The organism is Geobacillus kaustophilus (genome assembly GCF_000948285.1).
GTDB lineage: Bacteria > Bacillota > Bacilli > Bacillales > Anoxybacillaceae > Geobacillus > Geobacillus thermoleovorans_A.
Genome location: NZ_JYBP01000003.1, coordinates 3,512,191 through 3,525,475, shown reverse-complemented (window position 1 = coordinate 3,525,475; position 13,285 = coordinate 3,512,191). Strand labels below are relative to the sequence as shown.

The window sequence follows — 13,285 nt, the reverse complement described above, 5'->3', positions numbered from 1 at the left end:
CACGCCGCCGACGCCCCCTTTACACCTCCTAGCCGGGACGGCGAACAAAGCGCTTATGTATTAAGGAACGAGGGCTCCCAAATGATGTTGCCAAAGGCCGCTCCATTAGCTTTTTTGCAGCAAGACGACCGCCTGAGCGGCAATGCCTTCCCCCCGCCCGGTGAATCCGAGCCTCTCCGTTGTCGTCGCCTTCACATTGACTTGCGAGCGCTCGGCTCCCAGCAACCGAGCGATCACCGCCCTCATTTCTTCAATATACGGCGCCATCTTCGGCTTTTGTGCGATGATCGTGCAGTCGGCGTTCACGAGCCTATACCCTTCCTGCCGGGCGAGCGCCCATACGTGCGCCAACAGCTCAGCCGAGTCGGCATCTTTAAAGCGCGGATCTGTGTCGGGAAAATGCCGGCCGATATCGCCGGCGCCGATCGCCCCAAGGCAGGCGTCGGCCACCGCATGAAGCAGCACGTCGGCATCGGAGTGGCCGAGCAGCCCCTTTTCATACGGAATGGTGACGCCGCCAATGATCAGCGGACGCCCTTCAACAAGCTGATGAACGTCAAACCCTTGTCCAATGCGAAACATCTCTCCACCCCCATCTATTCGGCCATGCCGCTTGCCAAAATCGCCTCAGCAAACAAAAGGTCCTCCGGCGTCGTCAGCTTAATATTGCGATAATCCCCTTCTATGATCTTCACCGGCTTGCCGATTCGCTCCACAAGGCTGGCGTCATCCGTGCCGAGATAGCCAGCCTGTTTCGCCGCTTTGTGCGCTTCCATGATCAAAGACAGACGAAAAGCTTGTGGCGTCTGCACCGCCCACAAGCTGGAACGATCAATCGTCTGTTCGACAAACAAACCGTCCACTTTTTTGATCGTATCTTTTACCCGCACTGCCGGGATCGCCGCCCCGTACTGAATAGCAGCGTCCGCCAGCTCGTGCAAATGATGGACGCGGACAAACGGGCGGGCGCCGTCATGGATGAGGACAATCTCCTCTCCCGCGAGCGCCTGCAGTCCGTTATAGACGCTATGCTGCCGCTCCTCGCCGCCGTCGGCAAACGCGGCGACTTTTCGAATGCGAAAGCGGTCGAGCAGCAGCTCAAACCGGCTTCGCTCGGCCGGGTTGACGACGAGCACGATGCGAGCGCACCGCTCATCGCGCTCAAACACGTTCAGCGTCCGAACGATCAGCGGCTCGCCGCCAAGTTCAAGAAATTGCTTGTTCATGCCCGCGTTCATCCGCTTTCCTTGCCCGGCCGCCAAGACAATCGCTTCGTAATTCATTGGCCGTTTCCCCTATTTCGTTTTACAACGCTTTTTGCAACAGTTTCAATTTGGCAAAAATCATTCTCCCTGCAGATGTTTGTAACACGCTGGTGACTAACACGTCAACCCGTTTGCCGATATATTCTTTTCCGTCTTCGACGACGATCATCGTCCCATCGTCCAAATAGGCGACGCCTTGGTTATGCTCCTTCCCATCTTTAATGACGTGCACGTTCAGCTCCTCGCCGGGCAGCACGACCGGTTTGACGGCATTCGCCAAATCGTTGATATTCAAAACACGCACGTTTTGCAGCTCACATACTTTGTTTAAATTGAAATCGTTCGTCACGACAACGCCTTGCAGCTGCTTCGCCAGCTTGACGAGTTTGCTGTCGACTTCCTGGACATCGCTGAAATCCGCTTCATGGATTTCCACTTTCATCGCCATTTCTTTTTGGATGCGGTTCAAAATATCCAAGCCGCGGCGGCCGCGGTTCCGCTTCAACACATCGGACGAATCGGCGATATGCTGCAATTCTTCGAGCACAAACCGCGGAATGACAAGCGGCCCTTCCAAAAACCCGGTTTGGCAAATGTCTGCGATCCGCCCGTCGATGATGACGCTCGTATCCAAAATTTTCACAGCACCGCCCTTTGACGGTTCGTTTTCCGCTTCTCCACCTTTTTTCTTCGCCATGCGGTTGGACAAGGAAAATAAGTTCATCAACTCATTCCGTTTCTTTAAACCGACGCGAAACCCTAAGTAGCCGAGCAACACCGTCAAAAAAATCGGCAACACCGTATTCAACACTTGAATGTGAAACGACTGCAACGGCATGACAACGAAAAACGCGATAATAAGACCGAAAATCAGCCCGAGACTGCCAAACAGCACGTCGGCGGCCGGCGCCTTCACGAGCGTTTCCTCCACCCAGCGAATCATGTCGACCACATAATCGACAAGCCAAAACGTCAACAAAAAGAAAACGACTGCCCCCAGCACCGCCAGCGTATAAGAATTATTAAGAAGCGGCATGCCGCTCACATTCATCAGCTTAAGCAAGTCAGGAAAAAACATGGCGCCTAACGTTCCACCCACGGCGAGGAAAAATAATTGCACAATGCGTTTGACCATCAGCCCATCTTCACCTCCCTATTTAACATTATAAACAGTTTCCAATGTTTGAAACCAATTGGAAGGCAATTTTTAATCGTTTTTGAACATTCGACATCTGCTTTTGACACTCCACACGCCTAAAAGCGTGGGATTCTTGGGAGCACTCCCGCAACCGGAAGTTCTGCCTTGCGGCACCAAGCGATCCCCGTGTGTCCCACGGTTGAGTCCGCTTGAGCGGACAAAATACGCAATCCTTCGCGGAGGATGTTTCTTGCGGCGTTGACATCCCGGTCATGGGTGTCGCCGCACAACGGGCACGTCCACTGCCGGACAGACAAGTCTTTTGTCTCTGGGTTGCGGTGCCTGCATCGGGAGCAAAGCTGGCTCGAAGGGAATGTGGGGGACACGATGACCGCCTGCCTCCCGTACCAGGCCGCTTTGTACTCCAACTGCCGACGAAATTCCGACCAACTGGCGTCGGCGATGCTTTTGGCCAGTTTGTGGTTCTGCTGCATGTTCTGCACCCGCAGATCCTCCAGACAGATCACTTGGTTTTCGCGAATCAGCCGGGTGGATAGCTTGTGCAGGAAGTCCAGCCGGGCGTTGCAGATCTTCTCATGCAGCCGGGCCACTTTCAATCGGGCTTTCTCCCGGTTCTTTCCCCCGGGCTTCCGCCGGGAAAGAATGAGACAATTGAGAAACAAATGGACATGATCCGGCATGACTTCCATCGCAATAATCAGCCAATCGTTTTGAGCGCAAATCTCGCTCACCAGTTCCTTGAACCGAGATTCCACTTGACCAACGAGAACTTTCCGCTGGTATCGCGGACAGAACGCGAAATGATCGTGGATGAGCGATACGGTTGTTTTCGTATGGCGATATTCTTGTCCCATACCATAATTGTATCAGTTCTTAAGGATGAACAACAACGCGCTTCATCCCACCCCTAAAGGAGTGGCTTTCGCGCGAGATTTTTGTAACAATGGGCGGAACACATTGGCCAAACGTCGGGTTAGTTTAGGAGCTTTTATTATTTTTTACGTACATCAGGGCAAATCGGATTTGTTTAGGGGCCTCTACTTATTTTTTACGTACATCAAAGCAAAAGGGTTCAATTTTTTCGGTTGTCTATGACCCTGCTTGAGCGCTTAAAAAACGAGGAGGCGATTGGACTTTCACTCATGCCTTTGGACGCAAAGAAATGGGCCGCGCAGATGGGGGAGCGTTTAACACATTGTATGCTCAAGCGCCTCGGCCACATGCGAAACGCCGATCACATGAACGCCTTTTGGCGGCTGCCAGCCCGTTAAATTGTTTTTTGGCACAATGACACGGGAAAAGCCTAGCTTCACCGCCTCTTGCACACGCTGTTCGATGCGCGAGACGCGGCGCACCTCTCCCGTTAAACCGACTTCGCCGATAATGACATCCGTCGGATTCGTCGGCCGATCGCGAAAGCTCGAAGCGATGCTGACAGCGACCGCCAAGTCAATTGCCGGCTCATCAAGCTTCACCCCGCCCGCCACTTTCAAATAAGCATCTTGGTTTTGCAACAGCAGCCCAACCCGCTTTTCGAGTACGGCCATCAACAGCGACACACGGTTATGGTCAAGGCCCGTCGCCATCCGCCTCGGGTTGCCGAAACTTGTCGGTGAAACAAGCGCCTGGATTTCCACGAGCACCGGCCGCGTCCCTTCCATCGCCGCCACGACCGTCGAACCAGCGGCCCCGCGCGACCGCTCTTCCAAAAACACCTCCGATGGATTTTCCACTTCCTTTAGCCCGATGTCGCGCATCTCAAAAATGCCGATTTCGTTCGTTGAGCCAAAGCGGTTTTTCACAGCGCGCAAAATGCGGTACGTATGGTGGCGCTCTCCTTCAAAATAGAGGACGGTGTCCACCATGTGCTCGAGCAGGCGCGGTCCGGCGATCGCCCCTTCTTTCGTCACATGGCCGACGATAAAAATGGAAATGCCTTTCGTTTTTGCCAGCTTCATCAACTCGGCCGTGCATTCGCGCACTTGGGCGACGCTGCCTGGCGCGGAGGAGATGTCCGTACGGTACATCGTCTGAATCGAATCGATGATCACACAAGCAGGTTGAACCGTTTCAACCGATGCCACAATGTATTCCAAATCCGCTTCCGCCAACACATACAGCTGATCGCACTCTGCACGGAGACGCCCGGCGCGCAGCTTTACTTGTTTGACCGATTCTTCACCGGAGACATACAGCACTTTATGCCCAAGAGCGGCGAGCTGCGCCGATGTTTGCAAAAGCAGCGTCGATTTGCCAATGCCAGGGTCACCGCCAATCAAAACGAGCGAACCTTTGACAATTCCGCCACCCAACACGCGGTTGAGCTCCGCGCTGTTCGTTTTTATGCGCGGCTCTTGCGCCGCCTCCACCGCCGTAATCGGGACCGGTTTGGCCGAACCCGCCCGCTCCGAATGAAGAAACACACCGCGCACAGTCGGTTTCTCCTGCTCAATTTCCTCAACAAACGAATTCCATGTCTGACATCCCGGACAGCGTCCAAGCCATTTGGCCGACTCATATCCACATTCTTGGCAAACGAACTTCGTTTTCTTCTTCGCCATCGATCTTAACCCCTTCTGTAACGTTTTCCAACGAAAAAAAAGGCATGGGCAGGAAGCTGCCGCATACCTTTTCTTCCCTCACACGACCGCCTGTTTCGACAATACGACAAACTCCCCGTCTTTGACATCCACGACGACTTTTTGCCCTTTGGCGATCGTGCCTTTTAACAATTCTTCGGACAAACGGTCTTCAACATGCTTTTGCAAGGCGCGGCGCAGCGGGCGGGCACCGTATTCTGGATCGAACCCTTCGGCGGCGATTTTCTCAATGGCGGCCTCCGTCAGCTCAAGATCAATGTCTTGCTCTTTCAGCCGCTTCACGAGCGTATCGGCCATCAATTGGACGATTTGTTTCAGATGGTCTTTTTCGAGCGAATGGAAGACGATGATTTCGTCGATCCGGTTTAAAAACTCTGGACGGAATGCTTTTTTCAGCTCATCCATCACTTTGCTTTTCATATCTTTGTATTGCTGGTTCCCGTCTTGAATGTTGAAGCCAACGTACTTATTCCGTTTCAGCGCATCGGCGCCGACGTTGGACGTCATGATGATGATCGTGTTGCGGAAGTCGACCGTCCGCCCTTTCGAGTCAGTCAGCCGCCCATCTTCCAACACTTGCAGCAAAATATTGAACACGTCCGGATGCGCTTTTTCCATCTCATCTAACAGAACAACCGAATACGGCTTGCGGCGCACTTTTTCCGTCAGCTGGCCGCCTTCTTCATAACCGACATACCCCGGCGGCGACCCAATGAGCCGCGATGTCGAGTGTTTTTCCATATACTCGGACATATCGATGCGAATCAGGGCGTCTTCATCGCCAAACATCGCTTCTGCCAAGGCTCGGGCCAACTCCGTTTTCCCAACGCCGGTCGGACCAAGGAAAATGAACGAACCGATCGGGCGTTTCGGGTCTTTCAGGCCAGCACGGGCGCGTCGCACCGCTTTGGCGACCGCTTTGACTGCCTCGTCTTGGCCGACGACGCGCGAATGCAAAATTTCTTCCAGCTTGAGCAGCCGCTCCGTTTCCGTCTCAGCGAGCTTCGATACTGGAATGCCGGTCCAACTCGAGACGACCGCGGCAATGTCTTCGACCGTCACTTCCAAATTTTCTTGGCCTTGTTTTTCTTTCCACGCACGTTTCGTTTCCTCCAGTTCTTCGCGCAGCCGCTGTTCCATATCGCGCAGCGACGCTGCTTTTTCAAACTCTTGGCTTTGCACGGCCGCGTCTTTTTCTTTCCGCACTTCCTCGAGCTTTTGTTCAAGTTCTTTCAATTTCGGCGGCGCAGTGAACGAACGAAGGCGCACTTTCGAGCAAGCCTCGTCGATCAAATCGATCGCCTTATCCGGCAAGAAACGGTCGGTAATGTAGCGGTCGGACAACTTGACGGCTTGCACGATCGCCTCGTCGGAAATCGAAACGCGGTGGTGCGCTTCATACCGATCGCGCAACCCTTTTAAAATTTGGATCGATTCTTCCACTGTCGGTTCATCAACGTAAATCGGCTGAAAGCGGCGTTCAAGCGCGGCGTCTTTTTCAATATATTTCCTGTATTCATCGAGCGTTGTCGCGCCGATGCATTGAAGCTCCCCGCGCGCCAACGCCGGTTTCAAAATGTTCGACGCGTCGATCGCTCCTTCCGCCCCACCGGCGCCAATTAATGTATGCAGCTCATCGATGAACAAGATGATGTTGCCTGCTTGGCGAATTTCATCCATCACTTTTTTCAGTCGGTCTTCAAATTCCCCCCGGTATTTCGTTCCGGCGACGACCGTCCCCATATCGAGCGTCATCACCCGCTTGTCGCGCAGCGTTTCCGGCACTTCGTTATTGACGATTTGTTGGGCTAACCCTTCAGCAATGGCCGTTTTCCCAACGCCCGGCTCGCCGATCAACACAGGATTATTTTTTGTCCGCCGGCTTAATACTTCAATGACGCGCTGAATTTCTTTGCTGCGGCCGATGACCGGGTCCAGCCGCCCTTCGCGGGCAATCGCTGTCAAATCGCGGGCGAGGCTGTCAAGCGTCGGCGTGCTCACATGCGACGCGCCGCCGCCATGGCCTGACATCGACTCATTGCTGCCAAGCAGCTGCAACACTTGTTGGCGCGCTTTGTTCAAGCTTACCCCTAGGTTGTTCAGCACGCGGGCGGCCACCCCTTCTCCCTCGCGGATGAGGCCGAGCAAAATATGTTCTGTGCCGACGTATGAATGGCCGAGCTTCCGCGCTTCGTCCATCGACAGCTCAATCACTTTTTTCGCCCGCGGTGTATAGTGGATCGTATGCGACACTTCACTGCCGCGGCCGATGAGCGATTCAACTTCTTTTTGGATTTTATCTGGGCCGAGCCCAAGCGCCATGAGCGCCTTAGCCGCGATCCCCTCGCCCTCGCGGATGAGGCCGAGCAAAATATGTTCTGTGCCGATATTGTTATGGCCGAGGCGAATGGCTTCTTCCTGCGCCAACGCCAGCACTTTTTGCGCCCGTTCCGTAAATCTGCCAAACATCATCGTTCATCACCCTCCATCTTTCTTCGATCCTCCATCTTTAAACGCTCCCGGATCAGCGCCGCACGGCGGACGTCCCGTTCTTCCGGACGAAGCGCCCCGCCGGCATATTGCTGCAAAAATCCCGGCTGCGTCAAAATCATCAGCTCATTTAAAATGTTGCGCGATATGTTTTTGATATATCCTAAATCAATCCCTAAACGAACATCAGACAGACATTGCGCCGCTTCTTTCGATTCAATGACGCGGCAGTTGGCCAATATGCCGTATGAACGGAACACCTTGTCTTCTAATTGTATGCCTAAAGTTTTCACTAATGCCTGACGAGCTGCTCTTTCTTGTGCAATCAGCTGCTGGACGATCGTATGCAAATCAGCGACAATGTCTTCCTCTGATTTCCCAAGCGTGATCTGGTTGGAAATTTGGAAGATATTCCCCAACGCTTCGCTCCCTTCACCGTATGTTCCGCGGACAACGAGCCCCAACTGATTGATGGCAGGAATGATGCGGTTGATTTGCTGAGTCATGACAAGCGCTGGGAGATGCATCATCACCGAAGCACGCAATCCCGTCCCGACATTGGTCGGACAGCTCGTTAAATAGCCTAGTCGCTCGTCAAAGGCATAGTTGACATACCCTTCAATCCAATCGTCCAATTCGCTCGCCGCCTCGAGCGCCTCAGCAAGCTGCAACCCCGGGAATAGGCATTGGATGCGAATATGATCCTCCTCGTTGATCATGATGCTGATTTCTTCATTTTCCGAAAGCAGACAAGCGCCAAACGGCGAATCCTCAGCCAGATGCGGACTAATTAAGTGTTTTTCTACCAATACCCGTTTTTCAATCGGCTGAAGCTCCGACATTTTCAACAACTCGAAGCGGCCTGCCCCTCCGTAAGAACGATGGGCGAACGTCCGTTCAAACAACGCGACGATTTGCATCGCTTCTTCACTGCTAAACAGCGTTGGAAAACGAAAGTCAACGATGTTACGCGCCAGTCGGATGCGGCTGCTTAAGACGATGTCCGAATCCGGCCCCTCTTGGCTCATCCACGCGCTGACCGCCGTATTGAAAAACTTCTCGAACGACATACCGCTTACATATCCCCCTCTCCGCGTCGACGCAGTTCATCCTCCAACGAGCGGATTTGGTCGCGCACCTCGGCCGCCCGCTCGAATTCCTCACGAGCGACGAGCTCCTGAAGCTTTTGTTTCAACATAGCAAGTTGCTTGCGCAAATGGAGAACGCCGCCTTTTCGCTTCGGAATTTTTCCTGAATGAGCGGTATTGCCGCTATGGAGCCGTTTCAAAATCGGCGGCAAGTAGCGTGCAAACGTTCGGTAGCAGTTAGCGCAGCCGAACCGCCCGATTTGTGTGAATTGATGGTATGTCATTTGGCACGTCTCACATTGAAGTACATCTGGGTTCGGAAACGCGTTCGCCGTCATCTCTTTCATCGGCGCTTGAAAGTTGAGAAGCCCCGCCAACAAGTTGTTGAGTGAAAAGTCATCATTGCCGTAGAACGTAAACATATGGCCATGCTCTCTGGCGCATTGCTCGCAAAGATGGAACTCTGTTTTTTCTCCGTTTACAATTTTCGTAAAGTGCATCGTGGCCGGCCGCTGCTTGCATTCTTGGCAAATCAATGCCTCCCCCTCCCCCTATTTGTATTTCAACGACGTCAGCATCGCTTTTAACATGCGGGCGCGCAGTTCGTCCCGCTCGGGCAAATCGATATATAAAACAGAACGATCCATAGCGCTTAACATAATTTTCGCTTCCCGCTCCGAAATTACCTTTTCTTCAACGAGACGTTTTACCACATCTTCGGCATTCGATTGGCTGATGCGGTGGCCGACCAGCTGGAGCAGCTGGTCAATAAGCTGTGCTTCACTCTTTGTTTTCACTTTCATAATGCGGATATATCCACCGCCACCGCGCTTGCTTTCGACGATGTACCCTCTTTCAAGGGTAAACCTCGTATTGATGACATAGTTGATCTGCGACGGAACACATTGGAATTTATTAGCGATTTCGCTTCGTTTAATTTCAACAATATCTTGGTCGCTCATATTGAGCACTTGCTTTAAATATTGCTCAATGATGTCGGAAATGTTCGGCACTCTACCTACCACCTTCCTTACAACCAAGCTGCCTGGCGATGGGCCGTCCGCTGACAAGGACACCCCACTGCCTCTTTGTTGACTTTGACTATATTTGACCTTACTCTTACTATACAATGTATTACGGAAAATTTCAAGAGTGACCAAAGAAAGAAAACTAACTATAGAATATCCGTTTTTTTGGACAATAAAACGTCAAGCAGCCGAATAAATGAAAAAGCACGCCTTTCCTCCCAAAGAAAGAAAAGACGTGCTTTCCATTTTGCCTAGCAGCGACCTACTCTTGCAGGGGCGCTGGCCCCAACTACCATCGGCGCTGGAGGGCTTAACTTCCGTGTTCGGGATGGGAACGGGTGTTTCCCCTCCGCCATAGCCACTAGGCAAGCATTTTGATTTTGACATCATTTATTATACTTAAAAAATAAACAATGTCAAGAAGGAAATTCATTCCTTCAAAACTAGATAACCGTCGGAAGAAGCCGCTTATAGGTCAAGCCCTCGATCGATTAGTATCCGTCAGCTCCACGTGTCGCCACGCTTCCACCTCGGACCTATCGACCTCGTCATCTTCGAGGGATCTTACCCGCTTCACGCGGTGGGAAATCTCATCTTGAGGGGGGCTTCACGCTTAGATGCTTTCAGCGCTTATCCCGTCCGCACATAGCTACCCAGCGGTGCCCCTGGCGGGACAACTGGTACACCAGCGGTGCGTCCATCCCGGTCCTCTCGTACTAAGGACAGCTCCTCTCAAATTTCCTCCGCCCGCGACGGATAGGGACCGAACTGTCTCACGACGTTCTGAACCCAGCTCGCGTACCGCTTTAATGGGCGAACAGCCCAACCCTTGGGACCGACTACAGCCCCAGGATGCGATGAGCCGACATCGAGGTGCCAAACCTCCCCGTCGATGTGGACTCTTGGGGGAGATCAGCCTGTTATCCCCGGGGTAGCTTTTATCCGTTGAGCGATGGCCCTTCCATGCGGAACCACCGGATCACTAAGCCCGACTTTCGTCCCTGCTCGACCTGTCCGTCTCGCAGTCAAGCTCCCTTGTGCCTTTGCACTCTCCGAATGATTTCCAACCATTCTGAGGGAACCTTTGGGGCGCCTCCGTTACCTTTTGGGAGGCGACCGCCCCAGTCAAACTGCCCGCCTGACACTGTCTCCCACCCCGCTAAGGGGTGCGGGTTAGAATTTCAATACCGCCAGGGTGGTATCCCACCGCCGCCTCCACCGAAGCTGGCGCTCCGGCTTCCCAGGCTCCCACCTATCCTGTACAAGCGATACCAAAATTCCATATCAGGCTGCAGTAAAGCTCCACGGGGTCTTTCCGTCCTGTCGCGGGTAACCTGCATCTTCACAGGTAGTATAATTTCACCGGGTCTCTCGTTGAGACAGCGCCCAAGTCGTTACACCTTTCGTGCGGGGTCGGAACTTACCCGACAAGGAATTTCGCTACCTTAGGACCGTTATAGTTACGGCCGCCGTTTACTGGGGCTTCGGTTCGCACCTTCGCTTCCGCTAAGCGCTCCCCTTAACCTTCCAGCACCGGGCAGGTGTCAGCCCCTATACGTCGCCTTTCGGCTTCGCAGAGACCTGTGTTTTTGATAAACAGTCGCTTGGGCCTTTTCACTGCGGCTCCTCCAGGCTCTTCACCCGAAAGAGCACCCCTTCTCCCGAAGTTACGGGGTCATTTTGCCGAGTTCCTTAACGAGAGTTCTCCCGCGCGCCTTAGGATTCTCTCCTCGCCTGCCTGTGTCGGTTTGCGGTACGGGCACCTCTTCCCTCGCTAGAGGCTTTTCTTGGCAGTGTGGAATCAGGGACTTCCGGAATGCTCCGTCGCCGTCACCGCTTGGCCTTGCGATCCGCGGATTTGCCTGCGGATCAGCCTCACGGCTTGGACAGGCTCTTCCAGCCGCCTGCTCGCCCTATCCTCCTGCGTCCCCCCATCGCTCAAACGGGAAGAAGGTGGTACAGGAATCTCCACCTGTTGTCCATCACCTACGCCTTTCGGCCTCGGCTTAGGTCCCGACTAACCCTGAGCGGACGAACCTTCCTCAGGAACCCTTAGGCTTTCGGCGCAGAGGATTCTCACCTCTGTTTTCGCTACTCATACCGGCATTCTCACTTCTAAGCGCTCCACCAGTCCTTCCGGTCTGGCTTCTCTGCCCTTAGAACGCTCCCCTACCGATGACCAACGGTCATCCCGCAGCTTCGGCGGCACGTTTAGCCCCGGTACATTTTCGGCGCAGAGCCACTCGACCAGTGAGCTATTACGCACTCTTTCAATGGTGGCTGCTTCTAAGCCAACATCCTGGTTGTCTTGGCAACTCCACATCCTTTTCCACTGAACGTGCACTTCGGGGCCTTAGCTGGCGGTCTGGGCTGTTCCCCTCTCGACCACGGATCTTATCACTCGCAGTCTGACTCCCGGGCATAAGTCGTTGGCATTCGGAGTTTGACTGGGTTCGGTAACCCGGTTGGGGCCCCTAGCCCAATCAGTGCTCTACCTCCAACACTCTTAAACCCGAGGCTAGCCCTAAAGCTATTTCGGGGAGAACCAGCTATCTCCAAGTTCGATTGGCATTTCACCCCTACCCACACCTCATCCCCGCACTTTTCAACGTGCGTGGGTTCGGGCCTCCAGCCGGTGTTACCCGGCCTTCACCCTGGACATGGGTAGATCACCTGGTTTCGGGTCGACGACGACGTACTTGACGCCCTCTTCAGACTCGCTTTCGCTGCGGCTCCGCCTCTTCGGCTTAACCTCGCACGCCATCGTCACTCGCCGGTTCATTCTACAAAAGGCACGCCATCACCCATCAACGGGCTCTGACTACTTGTAGGCACACGGTTTCAGGTTCTCTTTCACTCCCCTCCCGGGGTGCTTTTCACCTTTCCCTCACGGTACTGGTGCACTATCGGTCACTAGGGAGTATTTAGCCTTGGGAGATGGTCCTCCCTGCTTCCGACGGGATTCCCCGTGTCCCGCCGTACTCAGGATCCGCTCGGGAGGGAACGAAGTTTCGACTACAGGGCTCTCACCTTCTCCGGCCGGCCGTTCCAGACCGGTTCGTCTACCCGTTCGTTCCTTTCTCACTCCCATCGTGAGCGGTCCTACAACCCCAAGAGGACATGCCTCTTGGTTTGGGCTGTTCCCGTTTCGCTCGCCGCTACTCAGGGAATCGCATTTGCTTTCTTCTCCTCCGGGTACTAAGATGTTTCAGTTCCCCGGGTGTGCCCTCCATGCCCTATGGATTCAGGCATGGATACTGCCCCATTACGGACAGTGGGTTCCCCCATTCGGACATCTCCGGATCTACGCTTGCTTACAGCTCCCCGAAGCGTTTCGGCGTTTGCCCCGTCCTTCATCGGCTCCTAGTGCCAAGGCATCCACCGTGCGCCCTTTCCAGCTTAACCTAAAGCGTCTCGGCTTCTTCCTGTCTAGCTTCGGCTCGCCGCCGCTCGGGGTCAAATAACCTTCGCCTTCGGGATTAGAAATCCCTGCAGACGAAGAACATTTGCCCGTCGCGGCGAAACGCTCGCCTCCGCTTTTCCGGTTATCTAGTTTTCAAGGAACGAAGTAGCTCCTTTGAATTCGCTTCTTCGCTGGTTTGCGTCGAGGAATTCGGCTTCTCCGAATCCACTTGTAGACGCAGACGCAAACGAG

The 13,285-nt window shown here is 53.8% G+C and carries 8 protein-coding genes, 2 rRNA genes and 2 pseudogenes; all 12 read right to left on the bottom strand.

The window, feature by feature from the left end:
• Nucleotides 1–105: 105 nt before the first annotated feature.
• Nucleotides 106–582: a 2-C-methyl-D-erythritol 2,4-cyclodiphosphate synthase gene (gene ispF / locus LG52_RS18095; RefSeq protein ID WP_044732992.1), complete on the bottom strand. Its 477-nt coding sequence runs from the start codon at nucleotides 580–582 to the stop codon at nucleotides 106–108.
• A 14-nt stretch (nucleotides 583–596) separates the two neighbouring features.
• Nucleotides 597–1,283, bottom strand: coding sequence for a 2-C-methyl-D-erythritol 4-phosphate cytidylyltransferase (ispD, locus tag LG52_RS18090; protein WP_044732991.1), 687 nt, complete (start codon nucleotides 1,281–1,283; stop codon nucleotides 597–599).
• A 22-nt stretch (nucleotides 1,284–1,305) separates the two neighbouring features.
• Nucleotides 1,306–2,400, bottom strand: a complete 1,095-nt coding sequence (locus tag LG52_RS18085; protein ID WP_012820471.1) for a PIN/TRAM domain-containing protein — start codon at nucleotides 2,398–2,400, stop codon at nucleotides 1,306–1,308.
• A gap of 218 nt (nucleotides 2,401–2,618) precedes the next feature.
• Nucleotides 2,619–3,068, bottom strand: a pseudogene (locus tag LG52_RS20720) (RNA-guided endonuclease TnpB family protein); the annotation flags it as partial.
• 15 nt (nucleotides 3,069–3,083) lie between these two features.
• A pseudogene (tnpA, locus tag LG52_RS20715) lies at nucleotides 3,084–3,278 on the bottom strand (IS200/IS605 family transposase); the annotation flags it as partial.
• Between the two features lie 333 nt (nucleotides 3,279–3,611).
• Complete coding sequence (gene radA, locus LG52_RS18070; protein ID WP_044732990.1) at nucleotides 3,612–4,985, bottom strand: DNA repair protein RadA; 1,374 nt, start codon at nucleotides 4,983–4,985, stop codon at nucleotides 3,612–3,614.
• 78 nt (nucleotides 4,986–5,063) lie between these two features.
• Entirely contained in the window at nucleotides 5,064–7,496 is a 2,433-nt protein-coding gene (gene clpC / locus LG52_RS18065) for an ATP-dependent protease ATP-binding subunit ClpC (RefSeq protein ID WP_044732989.1), read from the bottom strand.
• Nucleotides 7,493–8,584 (bottom strand): protein arginine kinase, encoded by a 1,092-nt coding sequence (locus LG52_RS18060; RefSeq protein ID WP_044732988.1) that lies wholly within the window; start codon nucleotides 8,582–8,584, stop codon nucleotides 7,493–7,495. The genes clpC and LG52_RS18060 overlap by 4 nt, the downstream gene beginning before the upstream one ends.
• 5 nt (nucleotides 8,585–8,589) lie before the next feature.
• Complete coding sequence (locus LG52_RS18055) at nucleotides 8,590–9,138, bottom strand: UvrB/UvrC motif-containing protein (protein ID WP_011229591.1); 549 nt, start codon at nucleotides 9,136–9,138, stop codon at nucleotides 8,590–8,592.
• 15 nt (nucleotides 9,139–9,153) lie between these two features.
• Entirely contained in the window at nucleotides 9,154–9,615 is a 462-nt protein-coding gene (gene ctsR / locus LG52_RS18050; protein WP_044732987.1) for a transcriptional regulator CtsR, read from the bottom strand.
• 264 nt (nucleotides 9,616–9,879) lie between these two features.
• Nucleotides 9,880–9,996, bottom strand: a 5S ribosomal RNA gene (rrf, locus tag LG52_RS18045).
• A gap of 105 nt (nucleotides 9,997–10,101) precedes the next feature.
• Nucleotides 10,102–13,035, bottom strand: a 23S ribosomal RNA gene (locus tag LG52_RS18040).
• Nucleotides 13,036–13,285 lie beyond the last annotated feature (250 nt).